A 24628-nucleotide genomic window follows, 5' to 3' on the forward strand; every position below is an offset into this window, starting at 1 on the left:
TACCATACTCTAGCTCGACAGTTTTGAATGCAGTTCCCAGGTTGAGCCCGGGGATTTCACATCCAACTTAACGAACCACCTACGCGCGCTTTACGCCCAGTAATTCCGATTAACGCTTGCACCCTCTGTATTACCGCGGCTGCTGGCACAGAGTTAGCCGGTGCTTATTCTGTCGGTAACGTCAAAACAATTACGTATTAGGTAACTGCCCTTCCTCCCAACTTAAAGTGCTTTACAATCCGAAGACCTTCTTCACACACGCGGCATGGCTGGATCAGGCTTTCGCCCATTGTCCAATATTCCCCACTGCTGCCTCCCGTAGGAGTCTGGACCGTGTCTCAGTTCCAGTGTGACTGATCATCCTCTCAGACCAGTTACGGATCGTCGCCTTGGTGAGCCATTACCTCACCAACTAGCTAATCCGACCTAGGCTCATCTGATAGCGCAAGGCCCGAAGGTCCCCTGCTTTCTCCCGTAGGACGTATGCGGTATTAGCGTCCGTTTCCGAGCGTTATCCCCCACTACCAGGCAGATTCCTAGGCATTACTCACCCGTCCGCCGCTCGCCACCAGGTACAAGTACCCGTGCTGCCGCTCGACTTGCATGTGTTAGGCCTGCCGCCAGCGTTCAATCTGAGCCATGATCAAACTCTTCAGTTCAAACATCTTTGGGTTTTTAAGAAACCCTAAACTTGGCTCAGCAATCGTTGGTTACATCTTTGATTTCTCGCGGAGTAACTTGTGATGCTGATAATCTTGTTGACTATCAGTCTGACTCCACAAGCACCCACACGAATTGCTTGATTCAGTTGTTAAAGAGCGGTTGGTTAAGAACTTTCGTCTCAACCGAGGCGCGCATTCTACAGCAGCGCTTGTTGCTGTCAAGTGGTTATTTTCAGAAGTTTTCAAAGTTTCGCTTGGAAATCTTTAACAACTTCAACCACTTGCGCTTCCGATCTCTCGTTAGCGGGAGGCGAATTCTACAGCGTTAGTCGCTGCTGTCAACACCTCTTTTTCACCGCTTTCGACCGAGACGATCGAACCGTCAAAAGAGCCAAACAACACCACCCTTTCAACTCCTTCGGGCTTCGATGAAATGAAGCGTAACCGCTGTCGAAAACTGCGTAACTCTTTGTTTACCAAGGAGTTTTCCGTTTCGACTGCGCCGGAAGTGGGGCGAATTATAGACGTACAGAATCTGCCGTCAACCTCTAATTTCACATTTCTGTCATATAGGTCAAAGCAGCCCGAAAACACAAAGGCCGACCTCAGGAGGTCGGCCTTCTGCCCTTCTATTTACAAGCTAGGGAATGCGAATTGCGAAGCTTCATGGCTGGCCCGTTGCGGCCAGCGCTGGGTAATAGCCTTGCGACGGGTATAGAACCGCACGCCATCCGGACCATAAGCATGCAGATCGCCGAACAGCGAACGCTTCCAGCCGCCAAAGCTGTGATACGCCACTGGCACCGGCAACGGTACGTTGACGCCGACCATCCCCACTTCGATCTCATCGCAGAACAACCGCGCCGCTTCCCCATCACGGGTAAAGATGCAGGTGCCGTTGCCGTACTCGTGATCGTTGATCAGTTGCATCGCCTCTTCCAGGCTATTGACCCGGACAACACACAGCACCGGCCCAAAGATCTCTTCTTTATAGATGCGCATCTCTGGCGTGACGTTATCGAACAGGCAACCACCCAGGAAGAAACCTTCCTCATGACCGGCCACGCTCAGACCACGGCCATCGACCACCAACGTCGCGCCGGAAGAAACGCCGTCTTCTATATAGCCACTGACTTTATCCCGAGCCTGACCGGAAACCAGCGGCCCCATGTCCAGGCCACAGGAAGTACCGGCACCGATTTTCAGCGCTTTGATCTGCGGCACCAGTTTGGCCACCAACGCGTCCGCCACCTGATCACCAACGCACACGGCCACCGAAATCGCCATGCAGCGCTCACCGCACGAACCGTAAGCGGCGCCCATCAATGCGCTGACGGCGTTATCCAGATCTGCATCCGGCATCAATACCGCATGGTTCTTCGCACCGCCCAACGCCTGGACGCGTTTGCCGCGCTTGGTGCCTTCGGCGTAGATGTATTCGGCAATCGGCGTCGAACCGACGAAGCTCAACGCTTTGACTTCCGGCGCGTCAATCAGCGCGTCCACTGCGGCCTTGTCGCCATGCACCACACTCAGCACGCCTTTCGGCAGGCCAGCTTCCAGTAACAATTGAGCGATCAGCAGCGTCGAGCTTGGATCGCGCTCGGACGGCTTGAGGATAAAGCAGTTGCCACAGACGATCGCCAACGGATACATCCACAGCGGCACCATGGCCGGGAAGTTGAACGGGGTAATGCCGGCCACCACGCCCAATGGCTGGAAATCCGACCAGGCATCGATGTTCGGCCCGACATTACGGCTGTACTCACCCTTGAGGATTTCCGGTGCTGCGCACGCGAACTCGACGTTCTCGATCCCGCGCTTCAATTCACCGGCAGCATCTTCCAGGGTCTTGCCATGTTCTTCACTGATAAGTTGTGCGATGCGGGCTTCGTTCTGCTCCAGCAGTTGCTTGAAGCGGAACATCACCTGAGCGCGCTTGGCCGACGGCGTATTTCGCCACGCCGGGAACGCAGCCTTGGCCGAGTCGATGGCTTTCTGAATGGTTTCGCGGCTGGCCAATGGCAACTTGTGGATAACCTGACCGGTAGACGGATTGAACACGTCGGCCGTACGACCGTCTTCGGTCACCAGTTCGCCATTGATCAAATGGGGGATAAGACTCATGCGGGGCTCCTGAAAAGTTGTCCACAGGCGCCCGTCAAAGGGCGCCTCTCTTTCTATTAGAGGGAATAGAAGGGAAAATCAGTCGATCTTGTTCAGCACTTCGCCGACCGCGTCGAACAGACGATCAAGGTCTTGCGGTTTGCTGTTGAAGGTTGGGCCGAACTGCAGGGTGTCGCCGCCAAAGCGCACGTAGAACCCGGCTTTCCACAGGGCCATGCCGGCTTCGAATGGACGCACGATGGCATCCCCGTCGCGAGGCGCAATCTGGATCGCACCGGCCAGCCCGTAGTTGCGAATGTCGATGACGTTCTTGCTGCCCTTCACACCGTGCAGTGCGTTTTCGAAATGCGGCGCAACTTCTGCCACGCTCTGCACCAGGTTTTCCTTTTGCAGCAGGTCGAGTGCCGCCAGGCCCGCGGCGCAAGCCACCGGGTGCGCGGAATAGGTGTAGCCGTGCGGGAATTCCACCGCGTACTCAGGCGTCGCCTGGTTCATGAAGGTCTGGTAGATCTCGGAGCTGGCAATCACCGCGCCCATCGGGATCGCGCCGTTGGTGACTTGCTTGGCAATGCACATCAGGTCCGGAGTCACGCCGAAACTGTCAGCGCCGAACATTGAACCGGTGCGACCGAAGCCGGTGATCACTTCGTCGAATACCAGCAGGATGTTGTGCTGATCGCAGATCTCACGCAGACGTTTGAGGTAACCCTGCGGCGGAACCAGCACGCCAGCGGAACCGGCCAATGGCTCGACGAATACAGCGGCAATGTTCGACGCATCGTGCAGTTCGATCAACTTGAGCAATTCATCCGCCAGCGCGATACCACCCTGCTCCGGCATGCCACGAGTGAAAGCATTGCTCGCCAACAAGGTGTGCGGCAGGTGATCGACATCCATCATCGCCTGACCGAACAGTTTGCGGTTGCCGTTCACGCCGCCGAGGCTGGTGCCCGCGATGTTCACGCCGTGGTAGCCACGGGCGCGGCCGATCATTTTGGTTTTGGTGGCCTGACCTTTCAGGCGCCAGTAAGCGCGCACCATCTTCACCGCCGTGTCAGCACACTCGGAACCCGAGTCGGTGAAGAACACGTGATTCAGATTGCCCGGTGTCAGGTCGGTGATTTTCTCGGCCAGCTGGAACGACAGTGGATGACCGTATTGAAAGCCCGGCGAGTAATCGAGGGTGCCCAATTGCTTGGATACCGCGTCCTGGATTTCCTTGCGGGTGTGCCCGGCGCCACAGGTCCACAGGCCCGAGAGCGAATCGTAGACTTTGCGGCCCTTGTCGTCTGTCAGCCAACTGCCTTCGGCAGCCACGATCAGTCGCGGGTCGCGCTGGAAATTACGGTTCGCGGTGTAGGGCATCCAGTGAGCATCGAGCTTTAGCTGGCTGGCCAGGGAAGTCGGGGCGTTTTCAGGCACGTTCATGAGCAAAACCTCGCAGAGCAAAATAAGCGGCATGGAGATGAAAAGCGTTCTTGCAGCTAAATTGCCACGGGGATAAAGTCGGTGAAATCCAACTTTTCTAACCTTCAGTCAGTCCCGAACTAAACTATGAGTACCCGCCGCCCCGATCCGCTGGCGCAAGTCAGTGATTTTGATATCCGCCTGCTACGGATTTTTCGTAGCGTGGTGGAATGCGGCGGCTTTTCTGCCGCGGAATCGGTATTGGGTATCGGGCGCTCGGCCATCAGCCAGCAGATGAGCGATCTGGAGCAGCGCCTCGGTCTGCGTCTGTGCCAGCGAGGTCGTGCCGGTTTTTCCCTCACCGAAGAGGGTCGCGAGGTCTACCAATCGGCGTTGCAGCTATTAAGTGCGCTGGAAAGTTTCCGCACTGAGGTCAACGGCCTGCACCGACACTTGCGCGGCGAATTGACCATCGGCCTGACCGACAACCTGGTCACCCTGCCCCACATGCGCATTACTCACGCCCTGGCGCAGTTGAAGGAGCGTGGTCCGGATGTACAGATCCAGATCCGCATGATCGCGCCCAATGAAGTCGAACAAGGCGTGCTCGACGGTCGCTTGCATGTCGGCGTAGTGCCGCAAGCCAGCGCGCTGTCGGGGCTGGAATATCAGCCGCTCTACAGCGAACGCTCGCTGCTGTATTGCGCGGTCGGCCATCCGTTGTTCTATGTCGACGACAAACAACTGAACGATGAGCGTCTCAACAGCCAGGACGCCATCGCCCCGACCTTCCGTTTGCCCGCCGAGATTCAGGCCCATTACCAGGCACTCAATTGCACCGCCAGTGCGTCGGATCGCGAAGGCATGGCATTTCTGATCCTGACCGGACGCTACATCGGTTACCTGCCGGATCATTACGCCAGCCTCTGGGTGCAACAAGGCCGATTGCGGGCACTGAAACCCAAGGCACGTTTTTATGACTTGAGCCTTGCATCGGTCACACGCAAGGGCCGTCGGCCTCATTTGGTGCTGGAGAGTTTTCTGGAGAGTTTGGCCGCAACGCGTTGAACAACTGAAAACTCCTGCAGGGATTGCGGTGGTCAAGGTTTTATCGCAACAGGACTTGTCTGAGACCTGCGGGTGCGCTATCAACGCATCTGGTTGCACCCATCTACCTGTTCGGAAGTGCCTATGACCTTTGAAGTCCCAGCCCACGGCGGCAAGCCCGCCAGCCGCATTCGTCAGAAGAACGAAGAGACCATCATCAAAGCCGCCGAAGACGAGTTCGCCCGTCACGGATTCAAAGGCACCAGCATGAACACCATCGCGCAGAAAGCCGGGTTGCCCAAAGCCAATCTGCATTACTACTTCACCAACAAACTCGGTTTGTACGTGGCGGTGCTGAGTAACATCCTCGAGTTGTGGGACAGCACCTTCAATACCCTGACCGTCGAGGACGATCCGGCAGAAGCATTGACGCGATACATTCGCGCAAAAATGGAATTCTCCCGACGCCAGCCGCAGGCTTCGCGGGTCTTCGCGATGGAGGTCATCAGCGGCGGTGATTGCCTGACCGAGCATTTCAACCAGGACTACCGCACTTGGTTCCAGGGCCGGGCCGCGGTGTTTCAGGCGTGGATCGATGCCGGCAAAATGGACCCGATCGACCCGGTGCACCTGATTTTCCTGCTGTGGGGCAGCACCCAGCATTACGCCGACTTTGCCACGCAGATCTGCCGCGTCACCGGGCGCACCAGGTTGACCAAGCAAGACATGGAAGACGCCGGCAGCAACCTGATCCGCATCATTCTCAAAGGCTGCGGCCTGACGCCAGCTATTTAAGACACCTATGCCTTTTACCCTCAGCGGTTTTTGCGAATACCGCGAAGAGATTCGCAAAAGCCGCTTCATCGCCCTCGCCGCGCCGATCACCAGCGCAGCCGATGCCCAGTCGTTCATTGAACAACACAGCGATTTGAACGCCTCGCACAATTGCTGGGCCTGGAAGCTCGGCGATCAATACCGCAGCAGTGACGATGGCGAACCGGGCGGCACTGCCGGCAGGCCGATCCTCGCGGCGATCGACGCGCAGGATTGCGATCAGGTCGCAGTGCTGGTGATCCGCTGGTATGGCGGCATTCAATTGGGCACCGGTGGTCTTGCACGTGCCTATGGCGGCAGTGCCAACAAATGCCTGCAAGGGGCGCCGAAGGTCGAGTTGATCAGTCGGGTGCCCGTCAGTTGTGCCTGTGCATTTGGTGAATTAGCGCTGGTGAAGCTTCGGGTGGCGGAACTGGGTGGTTTGGTGGTGGAAGAAACCTTTACGGCCAACGGCGTGGAACTGCAGTTGGCGATCGGCGACGGCCAGATAGAGACCCTGCAAACACAGCTGGCGGATTTGAGTCGCGGGCGCATTCTGTTGCAGCACTGATCGCACCAACACTGTTCACCGCCCTTTCGTCGATCCCTTGCACTTGCCCACATCTGCTGTGCACCCGGCTGTGGATAACCTGAGCACATTCCCCTGTAACCCTTCTGTCATGCGGCTTTGCGGGCTTTGCTCACTTTTTGTCCAAATCGCCAACCACAAGATTTATTCCACACAAAAACAATCAGTTAGAGCGGTTTATCGCCGTTAGAAGAAAGCCCCTCAGTGCTTATTCCCATGCGGTCGGCTTGCGCACAAATACTGTGGAACAACCTGTGGATAACCCGTTCATGGCTGGCGCAGCCCCATGTCCGGTATAGGTTGTAGGCTGTTGCTCGTTTTTTGACCAACTCACCGCGCGCAAAATCGGAGCCTGATTAAAGGGCTTGCCCTCAAGTGGTGCCTGATTCGCAATTGAATATGTCGAGGATACCTTCCACAACGCCTATTCCGGCAAGGTTTTGCCGTTTTCCTGACTCAATGGCCAGGAAATTGCTTTATCCACAGGTATCACATCTGTCGACCTGAGCCTGTCATGTCCAACCCCGTGCCGATCCCCGATCAAACACCCCGCCTGCAATTGCGCAAAATCAGCAAACGTTACCCCGGTTGCCTGGCTAACGATGCCATTGACCTGAGCATCGCGCCCGGTGAAATCCACGCCCTGCTCGGCGAAAACGGCGCGGGCAAAAGTACCCTGATGAAGATCATCTATGGCGTCACTCACGCAGACTCCGGGGAGGTGATCTGGCAGGGCCAGCGCGTGACCATGCGCAATCCGGCCCAGGCCCGCAGCCTCGGGATCGGCATGGTGTTCCAGCATTTTTCGCTGTTCGAAACCCTGAGCGTGGCGCAGAACATCGCATTGGCGATGGGAGCTGCGGCGGGTACGCCGAAGCAGCTTGAACCGAAAATTCGCGAGGTGTCCCAGCGCTATGGCATGGCGCTGGAACCGGAGCGACTGGTCCACAGTCTGTCCATCGGCGAACGCCAACGGGTGGAAATCATTCGTTGCCTGATGCAGGACATCCGCCTGCTGATTCTCGATGAACCCACCTCGGTGTTGACCCCGCAAGAGGCCGACGAGTTGTTCGTCACTTTGCGCCGACTGGCCGCCGAGGGCTGCAGCATTCTGTTTATCAGCCACAAGCTTGGTGAAGTGCGCGCGTTGTGCCACAGCGCCACGGTGTTGCGCGGCGGACGGGTCGCCGGGCATTGCGTGCCGGCGGAGTGCTCGGACCGGCAACTGGCGCAGTTGATGGTGGGAGAAGCCGCCGAGCTGATCATTGACTATCCAAAGGTGATTGGCGCTGATGCGTTTTTGCACGTGAGAGGATTGTCCTGGCACAACCCGGACCCGTTCGGCTGCTCCCTGAAAGACATTGACTTCGAGGTGCGCAGCGGCGAAATCGTCGGTGTCGCCGGGGTGGCGGGCAATGGTCAGGATGAGTTGCTGGCCTTGCTCAGTGGCGAAGAGCGGTTGCCCCTTGATGACAGCGCGACGATCCGTTTCGGCGGGCAACCGGTCGCCCATTTGCGGCCGGATGTGCGACGCAAACTTGGCCTGGCCTTCGTTCCTGCCGAGCGTCTGGGCCATGGTGCGGTGCCGGAACTCAGCCTGGCGGACAACGCCCTGCTCAGCGCCTTTCAACAGGGGCTGGTCAGCAACGGGCTGATCCAGCGCGGCAAGGTCGAAGCGCTGGCCGAAGAAATCATCCGCCGCTTCGGGGTCAAGACACCCGATGCCCAGGCCCCGGCTCGCAGCCTGTCCGGCGGCAATTTGCAGAAATTCATCCTCGGCCGGGAAATCCTTCAGCAGCCCAAGCTATTGGTGGCCGCACACCCGACCTGGGGCGTGGACGTCGGTGCCGCCGCGACCATTCACCGGGCGTTGATTGCCCTGCGCGGCGCTGGCGCAGCGATTCTGGTGATCTCCGAAGACCTCGACGAACTGTTCCAGATCAGCGACCGCCTCGGCGCCCTGTGCGGCGGTCGGCTGTCGGCACTGCAAGCCACCATCGACACCCGCCTGATTGATGTCGGTGGCTGGATGGCCGGCCAGTTCGACGCGCCTCAATCACTTGCCCCCGTAACGCTTTAACGGAGTTTCACATGCTGCTTTCTCTCGAACCCCGTGGCCAGCAATCGCGCCTGATGTTGTGGTGCTCGCCTTTGCTGGCGGCCGTGTTGACCCTGGGGTGTGGCTCATTGCTGTTTATCGCGCTGGGTCACGATCCGTTGCTGACCTTGCACACCTTGCTGATTGCACCGATCAGCGACCTGTATGGCATCTCCGAACTGTTGGTCAAAGCGTTGCCGATTCTGCTCTGTGCATTGGGCCTGGCGGTGGCGTATCAGGCGCGAATCTGGAACATCGGCGCCGAAGGTCAGTTGCTGCTCGGCGCCCTCGCTGGCAGCGCGTTGGCAGTGAACATCATTGGCTGGCAAAGCCGCTGGGCGCTGGTGTTGATCCTGCTCACCGGCACCCTGGCCGGCGCCGCATGGGCCGGGCTGACGGCATGGTTGCGCACACGCTTCAATGCCAATGAAATCCTCACCAGCATCATGCTCAATTACATCGCGCTCAACCTGCTGCTGTTCTGCGTCCACGGACCGTTGAAAGATCCGGCGGGTTTTAACTTTCCTGAGTCGGCGATGTTCGGCGATGCCAGTCGTTTGCCGTTGTTGATGGAGGACGGCCGGGTGCACGCGGGGGTCTATTTCGCTTTGCTCGTATTGGTGGCGGTGTGGGTATTGCTGCAGAAAAGCTTTGTCGGCTTCCAGATCAAAGTGCTTGGGCTGGACAAGCGCGCCGCCGGTTTCGTCGGCTTTCGCGAGAAGCGGCTGATCTGGCTGGCGTTGTTGATCAGCGGCGGTTTGGCGGGGCTGGCGGGGGTTTGCGAAGTCACCGGGCCGATCGGCCAATTGGTGCCGCAGGTCTCGCCGGGTTACGGCTATGCGGCGATCACCGTGGCGTTTCTCGGGCGACTGAATCCCATCGGCATTGTGTTTTCCAGCCTGTTGATGGCGCTGCTGTACATCGGTGGCGAAAGCGCACAGATGAGCATGAATCTGCCGCAAGCCATCACTCAATTGTTCCAGGGCATGATGCTGTTTTTCCTGCTGGCCAGTGACGTGCTGATTCTCTACCGACCACGTTTGAACCTGCGCTGGGCTCGCCGTGCACCAACCACCGCCGTACACGCAGGAGCCTTGTGATGGATATCGATCTGCTGAGCAATATTTTCTACGCCATGGTCCGTTGCGGTACGCCGTTGTTGCTGGTGGCGCTGGGCGAGCTGATTTGCGAGAAGAGCGGCGTCCTCAATCTGGGGCAGGAAGGCATGATGCTGTTTGGGGCGGTGATCGGTTTTATCGTCGCGCTGAACAGCGGCAACCTCTGGCTTGGCGTATTGCTGGCAATGCTCGCCGGTATGCTGCTGTCGTCGCTGTTTGCCCTGGTGGCGCTGGTGTTCAACGCCAATCAGGTAGCGACCGGGTTGGCGTTGACGATCTTCGGCGTGGGCTTGTCGACCTTTGTCGGCGCGGCCTGGGTCGGGAAACCACTGGCGGGTTTCGAGCCACTGGCGATTCCGTACTTGAGTGAAATTCCGCTGATCGGGCGGATGCTGTTTGCGCAGGATCTGCTGGTGTATTTGTCGTTCGCCCTGTTTGTGCTGGTGGCCTGGGTGATTCTGAAAAGTCGCATCGGCCTGATCATTCAGGCGGTCGGCGAAAACCCGGATGCCGCCAGTGCCATGGGCTTGCCGGTGTTGCGCGTACGCACGCTGGCGGTGTTGTTCGGCGGGGCAATGGCGGGGTTGGCCGGGGCTTATCTGTCCCTGGCCTACACGCCGATGTGGGCAGAAAACATGAGCGCCGGTCGCGGCTGGATTGCCTTGGCGCTGGTGGTATTTGCCAGTTGGCGGGTGTGGCGATTGCTGCTTGGGGCGTATCTGTTCGGTCTCGCCAGCATCCTGCATTTGGTGGCGCAGGGGTTGGGCCTGGCGATTCCATCGAGCCTGCTGGCGATGCTGCCGTATGTCGCGACTATTGTGGTGTTGGTACTGCTGTCCCGGGATGCCGTGCGCACACGGTTGTATGCGCCGGTGTCGTTGGGGCAGCCGTGGCAGGCAGGGCATTAACGGTCGCCTGCACTGGCCTCATCCCGAGCAGGCTCGGTCCCACAGTTGACCGAGTCGAGCCGGAATTTTGTGATGAACACAAATCTACTGTGGGAGTGAGCCTGCTCGCGATGGCTGCCCAACAGGCAACGCTTGCGCCACGCCCCACGCCAATTCAAAGCACAGGAAAATCACCAGTAACGCGCTTGCGCCATGGAACAGGGCATAAGCCTGCCAAGCCGAAAACAGAAACCTGCCCACCGCGTCATACCGCCCAAACACCGGCTGCGGATCACGAATCCGCAGCACGGCCCACACGCACACAATCGAGCCCAACAGATTCGCCATCAGCATGTGCATCGGCTCGAACGGCGGTAGCTCGCCAGACAGGTTGAAAGTCTGACTCAGGCTCGACAACACGCCATGCAATGCTGCAAAACTCCACGGCGTAACGAAAGCAGCGGTCACGATCAGGTCGTACCACGCGCTGCCACGTACCAATTGCCGATATTGCGTTGAAGTCCACATCCGTCTTGCTCCATAAAATCAGGGAGCAACAAAGCTAAAGCCTGGAGTATGCTCCAGGGTCAAGCCCTCTCGAGACATCAAGATGCGCATTGGTGAATTAGCCCAGGCCAGCGCCGTCAGCCGCGATACGTTGCGCTTTTACGAGCAACGCGGATTGATCGCCGCACAACGTAGCGCCAATGGTTATCGCGACTATCCCGCGCAGATGGTGCAGCTGGTGCTGTACATCAAGACGGCTCAGCGGCTGGGCTTTACCCTTGGCGAAATCGGCAGCAATGTCGCCGCGCTGTGGCAGGCGCCTGACCCGGCCAATGCTGTTACCCAACTGCTGCAAGACAAACTGAACCTGATTGAAACCCGCATCGCCGAACTCGATGTCTTGCGTCAGGAACTGCAACATCGGCTCGGCCAGCGTTGTCCTTTAAATCCGTGATTTTCATCCATCAAGGAAGCCATTCATGTCCAAGGCAAAAACCGCACTCATCATCGGCGCCTCCCGGGGCCTGGGCCTCGGTCTGGTGAAAACCCTGCTGGCCGACGGCTGGCAAGTCACCGCCACCGTGCGCAACCCGCAGAGCGCCGAAGCCTTGCAGGCGTTGGGCAAGGTGCGGATCGAAAAACTCGACATGGACGATCAGCAAGCGGTCATTGCCCTTAGCCAACAGCTCAAGGGCGAAGTATTCGACCTGTTGGTCGTGAATGCCGGGGTCAAGGGGCCGGAGGTCCAGACGCCGGGTGGCGCGACGTTGGCCGAGGTGGGTCAATTGTTCTTCACCAACGCCGTGGCGCCGATCAATCTGGCCCAGCGTTTCGTCGGGCAGATTCGCGATGGCAGTGGTGTACTGGCGTTCATGAGTTCGGTGCTGGGCAGTGTGACCATGCCCGATGCGCCGGAGCTGGCGCTGTACAAGGCCAGCAAAGCGGCGCTGAACTCCATGACCAACAGCTTCGTCACACAACTGGGCGAGCAGAAACTCACCGTACTGTCGCTGCACCCGGGTTGGGTGAAGACAGACATGGGTGGCGAAGGTGCCGACATTGATGTGGACACCAGCACACGCGGCTTGATCGATCAGGTGAATGCGTATGCCGGCAAGGGCGGGCATCATTTTGTGAACTACAGGGGTGAGACTATTCCCTGGTAACCCCCCGCACCCTGTGGGAGCTGGCTCCCACAGGGTTTCGCATTGTCTTGTCGGGCATGGCTTGCCCGCGAAGCTTTTTTGTTCGAAACTCCGCACCTCGCCCCCGTGGCGACCCTGGATCAGCAGACAGGGCAACACTGAGCTGGCAACCCTGAACCCAACTTTCAGAGGAGCCGGCCACTATGCCTGCGACCCGTACCTGGTTAAAAAATCCCCTCGCCATTTTCACGGCCAACGCGCTCGATGCCCGTGGCGGTCTGGTGCTGCAAGACGGTTTGATCGTCGAAGTGCTCGGCGTCGGCCAGCAACCGTCCTCCCCCTGTGGACAAGTCTTCGATGCCCGCGAACATGTGATCCTGCCGGGGCTGATCAACACCCATCACCACTTCTATCAAACCCTGACCCGCGCCTGGGCGCCGGTGGTCAATCAGCCGTTGTTCCCATGGCTGAAAACCCTCTATCCGGTCTGGGCTCGTCTCACCCCTGAAAAACTTGCCCTCGCCACCAAAGTCGCGTTGGCGGAGTTGCTACTGTCCGGTTGCACCACCGCGGCCGATCACCATTACCTGTTTCCGGAAGGCCTGGAAAATGCGATCGACGTGCAGGTCGAGAGTGTTCGCGAACTGGGCATGCGCGCCATGCTCACTCGCGGTTCCATGAGCCTTGGCGAAAAAGACGGCGGCCTGCCACCGCAACAAACCGTGCAGCAAGGTGAAGTGATCCTCGACGACAGCCAACGTTTGATTGCTGCGTACCACGAGCGCGGTGATGGGGCGCAGATCCAGATCGCCCTGGCGCCCTGCTCGCCGTTTTCGGTGACCCCGCAGATCATGTCCGCCAGCGCCGAACTGGCAAACACACTCGACGTGCGCCTGCACACGCACCTGGCAGAAACCCTCGACGAAGAAGACTTCTGCCTGCAGCGTTTCGGCCTGCGCACCGTTGATTATCTCGACAGCGTCGGCTGGCTCGGCCCGCGCACCTGGCTGGCCCACGGCATTCATTTCAACCCCGACGAAATCGCCCGCCTCGGCGCGGCCGGCACCGGTATTTGCCATTGCCCGAGTTCGAACATGCGCCTGGCTTCGGGCATTTGTCCAACGCTGGACCTGACCGCTGCGGGTGCGCTGCTGGGGCTGGGCGTTGACGGTTCAGCGTCCAACGATGCGTCGAACATGATCCTCGAAACCCGGCAGGCGCTGTACATCCAGCGCCTGCGTTATGGTGCGCAGAAGATCACTCCAGAACGCGTATTGGGCTGGGCCACCAAAGGCTCGGCGCAGTTGCTCGGGCGCAGCGATATTGGTGAACTGGCGGTGGGCAAGCAGGCGGATCTGGCGCTGTTCAAACTGGATGAACTGCGCTTCTCCGGCAGCCATGATCCGGTGTCGGCATTGCTGCTGTGTGGCGCGGATCGGGCGGACCGGGTGATGGTCGGCGGAAAGTGGCGGGTGATCGATGGGCAGGTTGAGGGGTTGGATCTGAAAGGGTTGATTGCCGATCACAGCCAGGCGGCTCGGCAGTTGATCGCCGGCACCTGACACAACACCAAACAAATGTGGGAGCAGGCTCGCTCCCACAGTTTTGTGTGAGGCGCCCGCACCAGTGGATGGCGTGGATTGGTGAGGGCGCACCGGGATGGTTCTGTGCTGGTCGTCAGGGCCTCTTCGCGGGCAAGCCTCGCTCCCACAGGATTTGCGCAGGTCATGTGGGAGCGGGCTTGCCCGCGATGGTCGTTACGCGATTTCGATCCATTTGTTGTCTTGTTGGTCAGCAATTTGCATTGCCCTGACCTACCTCACAACAAAATGGAGTTCCCGTTCATGCATAACCGTCCGTTGAAGAAGCTGCTCTGCGCTGTCGCTGCAGCAATCGGTCTGAGCGCCAGCCTGACCGCCAGTGCCGCCGACCCGCTGAAAGTCGGCTTCGTCTATATCGGCCCGATCGGTGACCACGGCTGGACGTATCAGCATGAACAGGGACGCAAGGCGCTGGCCGAGAAGTTCGGCGAGCAGATCACCACCAACTACGTGGAGAACGTCGCCGAGGGTGCCGATGCCGAGCGGGTGATTCGCAACATGGCCAAGGACAAGTACGACCTGATTTTCACCACATCCTTTGGCTACATGAACCCGACCTTGAAAGTCGCCAAACAATTTCCCAAAGTGACCTTCGAACACGCCACCGGCTACAAGCAGGACAAGAACCTCGGCACTTACCTGGCGCGCACTTACGAGGGCCGCTACGTCGGCGGTTTCCTCGCGGCGAAGATGACCAAGACCAAGAAAATCGGCTATGTCGCCTCATTCCCGATCCCGGAAGTCATCCGCGACATCAACGCCATCCAACTGGCCCTGAACAAATACAACCCCGGCACCGAGATCAAAGTGGTGTGGGTCAATTCCTGGTTCGACCCGGGCAAAGAAGCCGACGCCGCCAATGCGCTGATCGATCAGGGCGTGGACGTGGTGTTCCAGCACACCGACAGCCCGGCGCCGATCCAGGCCGCCGAACGTCGCGGCGTGTATGCCGTTGGTTATGCGTCGGACATGGCGCATTTCGGGCCGAAAGCGGTGTTGACGTCTATCGTCAACGATTGGGGCCCGCACTACATTCAGGCGACTCAAAGCGTGCTCGATCACACGTGGAAATCCCAGGATTACTGGGGCGGTCTGAAGGAAGGCACGGTTGAGCTGCCGATCAGCGACCTGGTGCCGGCCGCGGTGAAAACCGAAGCCGAACAGATCATTGCCGACATCAAGAGCGGGGCTCTGCAGCCGTTCACCGGCCCGATCAAGGACCAGGCCGGCGTCGAGAAAATCCCGGCGGGCGTGAGCGCGACCAATGCGCAACTGGCGTCGATGAACTACTACGTCGAAGGCATGAAGGCCGAGATGCCGAAGTGATTTAGCCAGACACCAATCCCTGTGGGAGCGGGCTTGCCCGCGATAGCGGACTTTCAGTCAACAGAGATGTTGGATGTGCAGACGTCATCGCGGGCAAGCCCGCTCCCACAGGGTTTTCTAGTGTTTTCCAGTCTGCGTACTCTTCAGGACAGCCGTATGAACAGCCTTCCCATCATCGACATCAACCCGCTCTACAGCGATGACGATCAAGCCTGGCAATCGGTCGCCATCCAAATCGACCGAGCCTGTCGCGAATGGGGCTTTTTCTATATCAAGGGCCACCCGATTGCTCCGTCGCGTATTGATGCCGTACTCGACCACGCCCAACGCTTCTTCGCCCTGCCCGCCACCGAAAAGCTCAAGATCGACATCACCCAGACTCGCCACCATCGCGGCTATGGCGCCATCGCCACCGAGCAACTCGACCCGAGCAAACCCAGTGACCTGAAGGAAACCTTCGACATGGGCCTGCACCTGCCGGCTGATCATCCCGAGGTGCTGGCGGAAAAGCCCTTGCGCGGGCCCAACCGTCATCCGTCGATGCCCGGTTGGGAATCGCTGATGGAACAACATTACGTCGACATGCAAGCACTCGCGCAAACCCTGCTGCGGGCCATGACTTTGGCACTGGATATCGAGCGTGATTTTTTCGATAACCGCTTCAAAGAACCGGTCAGCGTGCTGCGGATGATTCATTACCCGCCGCGCCACACTGCCAGTTCCTTGGATCAGCAAGGCGCCGGCGCTCATACCGATTACGGTTGCATCACCCTGCTCTACCAGGACACGGCCGGTGGCCTGCAAGTGCGCAATGTGCGGGGCGAATGGATCGATGCGCCGCCGATCGAAGGCACGTTCGTGGTCAACCTCGGCGACATGATGGCTCGCTGGAGCAACGACCGTTACCTGTCGACGCCGCATCGAGTGATCAGCCCGCTGGGGGTGGATCGCTACTCGATGCCGTTCTTTGCCGAACCGCACCCCGACACGCCTATCGAATGCCTGCCCGGTTGCCAGGACGAACGGCATCCGGCGAAGTATCCGGCCACCACCTGCGCCGAGTTCCTGCTATCGCGCTTCGCCGACACCTACGCTTATCGGCGGGAACCGCAAGCCGTGTAATGAACCGGCTGGTCAGGTTTTGCTCATTGTTTCTGCGGGCATCTGTAGAATGCCCACATTGCACCTGATGAGATTTCAAAAATGTACGACTGGCTGAACGCTCTGCCCAAGGCAGAATTGCACTTGCACCTGGAAGGCTCGCTGGAGCCTGAGTTGCTGTTCGCCCTGGCCGAACGCAACAAGATCGCCCTGCCGTGGAGCGACGTCGACACCCTGCGCAAGGCCTACGCCTTCAATAACCTGCAAGAGTTTCTCGACCTGTATTACCAGGGCGCCGATGTGTTGCGCACCTCCCAGGATTTCTACGACCTGACCTGGGCCTACCTGTTGCGCTGTAAAGAACAGAACGTGATTCACACCGAACCGTTCTTCGACCCGCAAACCCATACCGACCGTGGCATCCCGTTCGAAGTGGTGCTCAACGGCATCGCCGCCGCGTTGAAGGATGGCGAACAGCAACTGGGTATCACCAGCGGTTTGATCCTCAGCTTCCTGCGTCACCTGAGCGAAGACGAAGCGCAGAAAACCCTCGACCAGGCACTGCCGTTCCGCGATGCGTTTGTCGCCGTGGGCCTGGACAGCTCCGAGATGGGGCACCCGCCGAGCAAGTTCCAGCGGGTATTCGATCGTGCGCGCAGCGAAGGCTTCCTGACCGTGGCCCACGCCGGTGAAGAAGGCCCGCCCGAGTACATCTGGGAAGCCCTCGACCTGTTGAAAATCCAGCGCATCGACCATGGCGTGCGCGCCATCGAAGACGAGCGCTTGATGCAGCGGATCATCGACGAGCAGATCCCGCTGACCGTGTGCCCGTTGTCGAACACCAAACTCTGCGTGTTCGATCACATGTCCCAGCACAACATTCTCGAGATGCTCGAACGCGGCGTGAAGGTCACGGTAAATTCCGATGACCCGGCGTACTTCGGCGGGTATGTCACCGAGAATTTCCACGCGCTGTATACCGATCTGGGCATGACCCAGGATCAGGCCAAGCGCCTGGCGCAGAACAGCCTGGATGCGCGGTTGGTGAAACCTTAAGGTTCACCAAATAACCTGTGGGAGCGGGCTTGCCCGCGATGAGGCCATCAGCTTCAACATCACGTTGACTGACAATCCGCTATCGCGGGCAAGCCCGCTCCCACAGGTTCGGTGATTAACGGACGATCACCGGCTCACTCAACTCTTCCAACGTCTTACCCCGGGTCTCCATCCCGAACATCCACACCACCCCCGCCGCAATCGCAAAGCACATCGCCCCCAGCGCAAACACGCCACCCTGCCCGGTCATCGGGAACACCAGCCCGGTCACCAATGGTCCGAGCAGTGAACCCACGCGGCCGATAGCCGAAGCGAACCCCGAGCCGGTGGCCCGTGCCGATGTCGGGTACAACTCAGGGGTGTAGGTGTAGAGCACCGCCCACATGCCGAACAGGAAGAACTGCATCAGCAATCCCGAGGCGATCAATAGGCTGACGTTGCCGCCGAATACCGCGCTCTGCCCATAAAGAAATGCCATCACCCCGCCGCCGAGCATGGTCACGACGCACACCGGTTTACGCCCCCAACGCTCCACCAGCCAGGCGGCCATGAGGAAACCGGGAATCCCGCCGAGGGAAATCAGCACCGTGTAATACACCGACTGGGTTACGGCGAAACCCGACTGTTGCAACAACGCACTGAGCCACGACGTCAGACCATAGAAACCCAGCAAAGCGAAGAACCACACGCTCCAGATCATCATCGTGCGTTGCCGGTAGTGCGGCGACCAGATTTCCCGCAACGCAGAGAAGAAATTGCCCGGTTGACTCGCCACCCGTGGCAGACGAATCGGCTCAGGCAGATCAGAACGTCCCAGTGAAGCCCGAACCCGTTCTTCGATGCGGCGCAAAACCGTGTCCGCCACATCATGACGCCCGGCCTGTTCCAGCCAGCGCGGCGACTCGGGAATGAAAAAACGAATCGCCAGGACAAACACCGCCGGCACTGCCAACACCAGGAAAATGTCGCGCCAGCCAATCACCGGCAACAGGAAGTACGACAGCACCCCGGCCGCGACGAAGCCGAGCGGCCAAAAACCGTCCATCAAGGCGATGTAACGCCCACGCCTCTTGGCCGGAATCAGCTCCGACAGCATCGACTGGGCAATCGGAAACTCCATGCCCATGCCGATCCCCAACAGAATTCGGAACAGGGTCAGCGTTTCGACATTCTGCGCCGTGGAGCACAGATAGCTGGCGATGCCCCATAACACAATGCTCCACTGGAACACCGGTTTGCGCCCGAAACGGTCGGCCAGCATGCCGGACAGCGATGCACCCAGGACCATGCCGAAGAAACTTGAACTGGCCAGCAACCCGGCCTGCGCCGTACTCAGGCCGAACTCGGTTTTGATCGAGCCAAGCAGGAAGGTCATCATCGCCAGGTCCATGGAGTCGAAGAAAAACGCCAGGGCAATGATGATGAAAATGATGCGGTGATAACCACTGATGGGCAGCCGTTCCAGTCGTTCTGCCGCGCTGAAGCTTCGTGTGTCCATGCCACATTCCCCCAATCCGAAAGTCCCCGGATCGAGTGTGCGCGATAGTGCCTGGGGGTAATAGCTGGATACGACCTGTCCACAGCTCTGAACGACGCCTGAAACACAAGATCCCGGACGTCGCACCTAAATGGCTCTAAAGCGCCATTTCCATCTCGGCTTCCTTGGCGAAACGATGGATTTCACGTTGCCCCGCAGCCGTGATCTGCAAGGCTCGCGAATCGTTGGGCAGGCTCAACCAGCCAGACTGCATGAACAGCTGCAACAACGCCGCGCCCAATGAGCCGCCCATGTGCGGGCGTCTTTCGCTCCAGTCCGGACACGCACAGGCGACTCTGCTATTGCGATGAGCCAGCGCCTGGATGAACACGCCGCGTGTCGCCAATTGCGTGGCGCCCTTATGAGTGATCATGACCCGCTGATCGAGCTGCTCGATCCAGCCCGAATCCAAAAGACGCTGGTAGAGGTCGGCGGCCAGGGTGCCGCCCAGATGGTCGTCGCACAGCCTGGCTCGCAGCAGTGATGAAGGCGCCGCCTTAGGTTTGGCGATAGGGTTCGTGCGCTTGAAAACCTCTGGGATGTCCCGAGGCGCACTGGCCAGGGTGGCGCTGGCCAGTGCTTCTATCGCGGCGCCGACTTCGGGCGCGGCAAGCCGGAAAAACCGTTTGCGACCACGGATTTCGACTTTCAACAGACCTCCGGCGGACAAACGCCCCAAATGCGCACTGGCCGAAGACGGTGACAGGCCCGCCAGCAACGCCAACTCCTCGGTCTGCCGCGCCGAGCCGTCCATCAAGGCCCACATCATTGCGCTGCGCTTTGGGTCAGCCAGCAACGTGGCGATCTGGCTGATGCAAGGTGCATGTTCCATGTATTCACTCCCTGTTGAATCGTTTCGTCTACTGCTCAGAGACATCTTGACCAGTAATGTGTCGTCGGCCAAAACGCGAAAACCGCCATAAACCGGGTAAAGACACCCACTCACCCTGGCCATTGCTTCGCGGGTGCGGCGAAGGTCCGATGATGACCATGGGGCCTGACCGAATCGAACGCGAACCCGCAATGCGAGGTCGACGGTGCGTACATGAGGCGGGCGCTAGTATAAGCGGGTTAACCGCTGGTTCCTGCCCTTGGGAATCCATTGGTGGTGATAGTTCCTGACAGAAATTTCGCTATTTACCTGCGACTAATGATCGACCCCCGAAATCGTCGGAAATTGACTGCTTATTCGAGCGCATCGGCTGGCAAGCATTTCCCGCAAAAGGTTCACCGGCTTACTCAATTGTGCGCGATGGGCGCACAGCAAATTCAGCGGTGCGCGCTCACAGAGCAGCTCCGGCATCAGCACTTTCAACCGACCGGCAAGCACATCGGCGGCGACATCGAGCCAGGACTTATACGCAATCCCCGTCCCCGCGACGGCCCACAGACGCACTACATCGGCATCGTCACTGAAGCGATCGCCGCTGACGGTCAGGCCCACCTCGCGCTTGCCGTCGTGAAAGCTCCAGTGATCGTGGACCCGGCCGCCAAGCATGAAGAGCAGGCAATTGTGCTGAGCCAGTTGCTCCAGATGGTGCGGCTCGCCATGTCGGGCCAGATAGCTGGGCGCAGCGCAGAGCACGCGACGGTTCTGCGGGGCGATGGGCAACGCCACCAAGCTCGAGTCTTCCGGTTCGCCGTAACGTAGGGCGATGTCCACCGGCTGGCGGAACAGGTCGGCGATGCGGTCGCCCAGCAGCAGCCGTACAGTGAGTTTCGGATGCTCACGCTGAAACTCGTCGAGCCATGGCAACAGCAGGTTGCGACCGAAATCCGAAGGCGCCGACAGCTGCAAGATCCCGCTGACCTGATCCTGACCGCTGGCCAGCAAGCGACGGCCCTCATCGAGATTGCTCAAGGCTGCCCGGGCATATTCCAGAAAGCCCTCGCCTTCGGCTGTCAAGCGCAGACTGCGGGTAGAACGGGCGAGCAAGCGCGCGCCGAGTTGCTGTTCGATGCGCTTCAACGCCGCACTGGCCACCGCCGCCGACATATCCATCACCCGTGCCGCCGCAGACAGACTGCCCAGGTCCGCAGCCCGAACGAACAACTGCAAGTCATCGAAACGCAGCATCTTCAGCCTCGATTATCAAAAAAATATTGAAAGAGACTGCTCTTTTAGCGGGTTTTATCTTGCAGAGAAATAGCCAATCATCTGCCCCATCGAAATCATTCTCTTCCAGGAGCCCACTATGAAAGCCGTTGCCTACTACGCCTCCCTGCCGATCAGCGACGAGAAATCCCTGCAAGACATCGAACTGCCAGAACCGGTCGCCGGGCCGCGTGATCTGTTGGTGGAGGTCAAAGCCATCTCGGTCAACCCGGTGGATACCAAGGTTCGCCAGAACGTCCAGCCTGAAGGTGGCGCGGCAAAAGTGCTGGGCTGGGACGTGGCCGGTGTGGTCAAGGCCGTCGGCAGCGAAGTGACGCTGTTCAAGGCCGGCGACAAAGTGTTCTACGCGGGGTCTATCGCCCGTGCCGGTGGCAATAGCGAGTTGCATGTGGTGGATGAGCGAATCGTCGGTCATATGCCGAAAACCCTCGGGTTCGCCGAAGCCGCCGCGCTGCCGCTGACCGCTATCACCGCGTGGGAACTGCTCTTCGAGCGCCTGCAAGTGCGCGAAGGCAAAACCGATGAGGGCCAGAGCCTGCTGATCGTCGGTGCCGCTGGCGGCGTGGGTTCGATCCTCACGCAACTGGCCAGTCAGCTGACCGGGCTCAACGTCATCGGCACCGCTTCCCGTGCACAAACCCAGAGTTGGGTGCGTGACTTGGGCGCCGATCAGGTAATCGATCACAGCCAGCCGCTGAGCGAAGAACTCAAACGTGCCGGAATCGAGCATGTGACTCACGTCGCCAGCCTGACGCAAACCGATGCGCATCTGGATCAGTTGGTGGAAGCCTTGGCGCCGCAAGGCAAACTGGCGCTGATCGATGATCCGAAATCGCTGGACGTGACCAAGCTCAAACGCAAGAGCCTGTCGCTGCACTGGGAGTTCATGTACACCCGTTCGCTGTTCGAAACCGCAGACATGATCGAGCAGCACAAACTGCTCAACCGCGTCGCGGGGCTGATCGATGCGGGCACGTTGAAAACCACGGTTGGCGAGCACTTCGGAACCATCAACGCGGCCAACCTGCGGCGCGCCCATGAGCTGCTGGAGAGCGGCAAATCCAAGGGCAAGATTGTGCTTGAAGGGTTCTAAAGCCAGAAGACGTCGGTGTCGTCCAAAGGTGCACGACACCGTCAGTCAGAGAGTTGACCATTGTCACAATTGCGATCGTATTCAGGTCTACAATCGAAAACTCTGCGAACACCCAATTAGTGATGTCTTTTACGAGACGTCTTTTATGAGAGGAGATCAGCAATGAAGATCCTGATAAAAGAATTGGCAACATCCCGCTGGCAGGTCCGCCTGGATCAACACGCTGTGACATTCCGCAGTGAAGCCGAAGCGCTAGCCTTCACTAAAACGCTTGAAGCGCGTTTGCACGCGCCCCATCAGTTTCCCGACCGTCAGCAGCGAGCTGCTGGCTGAGTTCGTCCTCAGACCTGGGCTTGTGTCAGCGCCCGGGCGTTTTGCAAACGCCGGGTGAGCATCGCTGCGCTCACCACCAGAATTCCACACAGGCTGATGACCATGGCCATCGGCATGGCGCTGCCATCGTGCAAAACACCCACCAGCGCCGCGGCCCCGGCGGCGACGCTGAATTGCAGGCAACCGAGCATCGCCGAGGCACTGCCCGCCCGAGCGCCCTGCCCGTTCATGGCGCAGGCCGAGGCGTTGGGCACAATGCAACCCAGGCTGGCGATGCAGAGGAACAGCGGGATCAGCAATGGCCACAATTGCGTGGTGTGCAACGCGCTGACCGCCAACAGGGCCAAGCCTCCCGCCAAGTAAAGCCAGACAGTACGCGCCAGTAAAAAGGCCGGGCCGCGCTTTGCCAGCAACCGGGCGTTCAGTTGGGCCACCAGAATGAAACCCGCCGCATTCATGCCGAACAGCCAGCCGAAATGTTCGGCCGGCACGCCATAGAGCTTGATGAAGACAAACGGGGAACCGGCGATGTAGGCAAACATCCCGGCGATGGCGACACCGCCGGTCAGGGCATGGCCGAGGAAGATCGGGTCCGCCAACAACCGACCATACTGACGCAGCGCGCCCGACAACGGTTGGCGCGGCACATGGGCCGGCAGACTTTCCGGCAGCCCGAGGGCCACGGCCAACCCTGCCAGCGCACTGAAACCGGTCAGCACCAGAAAGATCGATTGCCAGCCAGTCGTGTTGACCAGCAACCCGCCCAGCATCGGCGCAAGAATCGGCGCCAGGCCCATCACTAGCATCAACTGCGAAAAGACTTTCGCCGAGCCCACCGCATCGCATTTATCGCTGACCACCGCCCGCGAAATTACCATGCCCGCGCAACCGCCCAACGCCTGGACGAAACGTGCGCCGATCAGCCATTCCAGATTCGGCGCGTAAGCACACGCCAACGAGGCCGCGGTGAACAAGCCGATGCCAGCCAGCAAGGGAATGCGTCGCCCAAAGCGATCCGCCACCGGGCCATACGCCAGTTGGCCAATGGACAAACCAAGGAAATAGGCCGCCAGGGTCAATTGAACGTGTTTTTCATCGGTGCCGAAAGCGAGCGCCATCGCCGGGAAGGCCGGCAGGTAGAAATCGATCGCCAGCGGACCGAAAGCGCTCAAGGCGCCGAGAATCAGGATTGTGCGAAAGTTCATCAGGCGTCCAGGTTAGACAGGAATCGGCAGGCCGACAGTCTAGCCTTGCGTGGACGCCTTGAACATTCCGTTAGGTCGCTAACTATTAAAAAACTCAGGCCAGTTTGACGCCGTAACCCTCTTCGCTGATCGCGGCGATCACCTGATCGGCCGTCAGCGCACTTTCAACGCCGACTTCTTTTGCCGCCAGATCAATACGCACGCTGGCCGCGGGATCCTTGGCTTGCAGCGCCTGGGTGATGGCCTTGACGCAATGACCGCAAGACATGCCTTCAACATTGAACACTTGCATGGGACAACTCCTTGAATGAAGCCCTTAAATGAGGGTTGTGGGCAGTCTCGAGCTTGCCACCATGGCAAGGTCAAGTTCTCAAGCAAACTGCCGGGCTGGCAATCGGCGCCGCGCTCGGCCAAGCTGCGCCCATCTATGACTCGACATCAGGAGATTCAGCCATGCGCTGGTCAGCTCTCAGCCTGTTCGGCTTCCTCAGCCTAATTGCCGCAACACCTTCGGTTCAAGCCGCCGGGGAGGACTATGGCGTGCTGATCATTTCCCGCGAGCGTCTGGAAGTGTCGACTTCCTGCGAGATCGGCGTGTACATCCAGGATCAATTGTCGGCGCGGCTGTTCCAGGAACAGAGCACCTCGTTCAATCTGCCACCGGGTAACGTGTCCCTGCGTCTCAAACTGCTGCCGGGCCAGGCACCGGGTTGCAACCCGGGTATGCTCGCGCCGGGGTCGCAGAACATCACCCTCAAGGCCGGGGATGTGCTGAAGTTCCGGATCGCGATGACGCAGGAAGGGATGTACCTCAAGCCTGCCGCCCTCGAGTATTGAGTCACCTGTAACAAAGATCGCAG

General features: G+C 59.3%; 23 protein-coding genes and 1 rRNA gene (1 of these 24 only partly in view). 15 read left to right on the forward strand and 9 right to left on the reverse strand.

What is annotated here, in order from left to right; translation table 11 throughout:
- From ACZ9BB_RS20575 to aptA, 3 genes are all read right to left on the reverse strand, one after another.
- Window positions 1–659: ribosomal RNA gene (locus tag ACZ9BB_RS20575) — 16S ribosomal RNA — on the reverse strand (it extends 880 nt beyond the left edge of the window).
- Window positions 660–1295: 636 nt separating this feature from the next.
- Window positions 1296–2789, reverse strand: coding sequence for a CoA-acylating methylmalonate-semialdehyde dehydrogenase (locus ACZ9BB_RS20580; protein ID WP_476215745.1), 1494 nt, complete (start codon window positions 2787–2789; stop codon window positions 1296–1298).
- 78 nt (window positions 2790–2867) lie between these two features.
- Window positions 2868–4217 carry an omega-aminotransferase AptA gene (gene aptA / locus ACZ9BB_RS20585; protein ID WP_476215747.1) on the reverse strand — a complete coding sequence of 450 codons (1350 nt, stop codon included), beginning with the start codon at window positions 4215–4217 and terminating at the stop codon, window positions 2868–2870.
- 126 nt (window positions 4218–4343) lie between these two features.
- Between aptA and ACZ9BB_RS20590 the strand changes: the two genes are divergently transcribed.
- The 6 genes from ACZ9BB_RS20590 to ACZ9BB_RS20615 all read left to right on the forward strand — a co-directional run bounded on the left by ACZ9BB_RS20590 (window position 4344) and on the right by ACZ9BB_RS20615 (window position 10769).
- A complete protein-coding gene (locus ACZ9BB_RS20590) occupies window positions 4344–5264 on the forward strand; it encodes a LysR family transcriptional regulator (protein ID WP_476215748.1) in 921 nt (306 codons plus the stop codon).
- A 123-nt stretch (window positions 5265–5387) separates the two neighbouring features.
- Window positions 5388–6038 carry a TetR/AcrR family transcriptional regulator gene (locus ACZ9BB_RS20595; protein ID WP_476215749.1) on the forward strand — a complete coding sequence of 217 codons (651 nt, stop codon included), beginning with the start codon at window positions 5388–5390 and terminating at the stop codon, window positions 6036–6038.
- Window positions 6039–6045: 7 nt separating this feature from the next.
- Window positions 6046–6627 (forward strand): IMPACT family protein, encoded by a 582-nt coding sequence (locus tag ACZ9BB_RS20600; protein ID WP_476215751.1) that lies wholly within the window; start codon window positions 6046–6048, stop codon window positions 6625–6627.
- 532 nt (window positions 6628–7159) lie between these two features.
- A complete protein-coding gene (locus tag ACZ9BB_RS20605) occupies window positions 7160–8725 on the forward strand; it encodes an ABC transporter ATP-binding protein (RefSeq protein WP_476215753.1) in 1566 nt (521 codons plus the stop codon).
- 11 nt (window positions 8726–8736) lie between these two features.
- Window positions 8737–9843, forward strand: coding sequence for an ABC transporter permease (locus ACZ9BB_RS20610; RefSeq protein ID WP_476215755.1), 1107 nt, complete (start codon window positions 8737–8739; stop codon window positions 9841–9843).
- Window positions 9843–10769, forward strand: coding sequence for an ABC transporter permease (locus ACZ9BB_RS20615; protein ID WP_476215757.1), 927 nt, complete (start codon window positions 9843–9845; stop codon window positions 10767–10769). Before ACZ9BB_RS20610 ends, ACZ9BB_RS20615 begins: the two co-directional genes overlap by 1 nt.
- 84 nt (window positions 10770–10853) lie before the next feature.
- On the opposite strand, the gene ACZ9BB_RS20620 is transcribed toward ACZ9BB_RS20615, so the two are convergent.
- The gene (locus ACZ9BB_RS20620) at window positions 10854–11276 is read right to left on the reverse strand and encodes a hypothetical protein (protein WP_476215759.1); all 423 of its coding nucleotides are present in this window, start codon (window positions 11274–11276) and stop codon (window positions 10854–10856) included.
- An 82-nt stretch (window positions 11277–11358) separates the two neighbouring features.
- Here ACZ9BB_RS20620 and ACZ9BB_RS20625 point away from each other — a divergent pair, with 82 nt between their 5' ends.
- The 6 genes from ACZ9BB_RS20625 to ACZ9BB_RS20650 all read left to right on the forward strand — a co-directional run bounded on the left by ACZ9BB_RS20625 (window position 11359) and on the right by ACZ9BB_RS20650 (window position 17484).
- Complete coding sequence (locus ACZ9BB_RS20625; RefSeq protein ID WP_476215761.1) at window positions 11359–11709, forward strand: MerR family transcriptional regulator; 351 nt, start codon at window positions 11359–11361, stop codon at window positions 11707–11709.
- 25 nt (window positions 11710–11734) lie between these two features.
- Window positions 11735–12421 carry an SDR family oxidoreductase gene (locus tag ACZ9BB_RS20630; protein WP_476215763.1) on the forward strand — a complete coding sequence of 229 codons (687 nt, stop codon included), beginning with the start codon at window positions 11735–11737 and terminating at the stop codon, window positions 12419–12421.
- Between the two features lie 182 nt (window positions 12422–12603).
- Window positions 12604–13962: an 8-oxoguanine deaminase gene (locus ACZ9BB_RS20635; RefSeq protein WP_476215764.1), complete on the forward strand. Its 1359-nt coding sequence runs from the start codon at window positions 12604–12606 to the stop codon at window positions 13960–13962.
- 282 nt (window positions 13963–14244) lie between these two features.
- Window positions 14245–15327 carry a BMP family ABC transporter substrate-binding protein gene (locus ACZ9BB_RS20640; RefSeq protein ID WP_476215765.1) on the forward strand — a complete coding sequence of 361 codons (1083 nt, stop codon included), beginning with the start codon at window positions 14245–14247 and terminating at the stop codon, window positions 15325–15327.
- A gap of 156 nt (window positions 15328–15483) precedes the next feature.
- A complete protein-coding gene (locus tag ACZ9BB_RS20645; protein ID WP_476215767.1) occupies window positions 15484–16449 on the forward strand; it encodes a 2-oxoglutarate and iron-dependent oxygenase domain-containing protein in 966 nt (321 codons plus the stop codon).
- Between the two features lie 81 nt (window positions 16450–16530).
- On the forward strand, window positions 16531–17484 hold the full coding sequence (locus ACZ9BB_RS20650) for an adenosine deaminase (RefSeq protein ID WP_476215769.1): 954 nt from the start codon (window positions 16531–16533) through the stop codon (window positions 17482–17484).
- Between the two features lie 115 nt (window positions 17485–17599).
- Here the strand turns inward: ACZ9BB_RS20650 and ACZ9BB_RS20655 are convergent, their stop codons facing one another.
- From ACZ9BB_RS20655 to ACZ9BB_RS20665, 3 genes are all read right to left on the reverse strand, one after another.
- Window positions 17600–18982 carry an MFS transporter gene (locus ACZ9BB_RS20655; RefSeq protein ID WP_476215770.1) on the reverse strand — a complete coding sequence of 461 codons (1383 nt, stop codon included), beginning with the start codon at window positions 18980–18982 and terminating at the stop codon, window positions 17600–17602.
- 136 nt (window positions 18983–19118) lie between these two features.
- The gene (locus ACZ9BB_RS20660) at window positions 19119–19853 is read right to left on the reverse strand and encodes an ArsR/SmtB family transcription factor (protein WP_476215772.1); all 735 of its coding nucleotides are present in this window, start codon (window positions 19851–19853) and stop codon (window positions 19119–19121) included.
- A 315-nt stretch (window positions 19854–20168) separates the two neighbouring features.
- Window positions 20169–21098 (reverse strand): LysR family transcriptional regulator, encoded by a 930-nt coding sequence (locus ACZ9BB_RS20665; RefSeq protein WP_476215774.1) that lies wholly within the window; start codon window positions 21096–21098, stop codon window positions 20169–20171.
- Between the two features lie 118 nt (window positions 21099–21216).
- Here ACZ9BB_RS20665 and ACZ9BB_RS20670 point away from each other — a divergent pair, with 118 nt between their 5' ends.
- Together ACZ9BB_RS20670 and ACZ9BB_RS20675 are read left to right on the forward strand one after the other, a co-directional pair.
- Window positions 21217–22230 (forward strand): zinc-binding alcohol dehydrogenase family protein, encoded by a 1014-nt coding sequence (locus tag ACZ9BB_RS20670; RefSeq protein ID WP_476215776.1) that lies wholly within the window; start codon window positions 21217–21219, stop codon window positions 22228–22230.
- A 162-nt stretch (window positions 22231–22392) separates the two neighbouring features.
- Window positions 22393–22563 carry a hypothetical protein gene (locus tag ACZ9BB_RS20675; protein ID WP_258697697.1) on the forward strand — a complete coding sequence of 57 codons (171 nt, stop codon included), beginning with the start codon at window positions 22393–22395 and terminating at the stop codon, window positions 22561–22563.
- 8 nt (window positions 22564–22571) lie between these two features.
- On the opposite strand, the gene ACZ9BB_RS20680 is transcribed toward ACZ9BB_RS20675, so the two are convergent.
- Together ACZ9BB_RS20680 and ACZ9BB_RS20685 are read right to left on the reverse strand one after the other, a co-directional pair.
- On the reverse strand, window positions 22572–23768 hold the full coding sequence (locus ACZ9BB_RS20680; protein WP_476215779.1) for a multidrug effflux MFS transporter: 1197 nt from the start codon (window positions 23766–23768) through the stop codon (window positions 22572–22574).
- A 94-nt stretch (window positions 23769–23862) separates the two neighbouring features.
- Window positions 23863–24060 (reverse strand): heavy-metal-associated domain-containing protein, encoded by a 198-nt coding sequence (locus ACZ9BB_RS20685; RefSeq protein ID WP_008069687.1) that lies wholly within the window; start codon window positions 24058–24060, stop codon window positions 23863–23865.
- 161 nt (window positions 24061–24221) lie between these two features.
- On the opposite strand from ACZ9BB_RS20685, the gene ACZ9BB_RS20690 reads away from it, so the two are divergent.
- Complete coding sequence (locus ACZ9BB_RS20690) at window positions 24222–24605, forward strand: hypothetical protein (RefSeq protein WP_476215782.1); 384 nt, start codon at window positions 24222–24224, stop codon at window positions 24603–24605.
- The last annotated feature ends 23 nt before the right edge of the window (window positions 24606–24628 follow it).

Source organism: Pseudomonas sp. TE3552, from assembly GCF_056278945.1.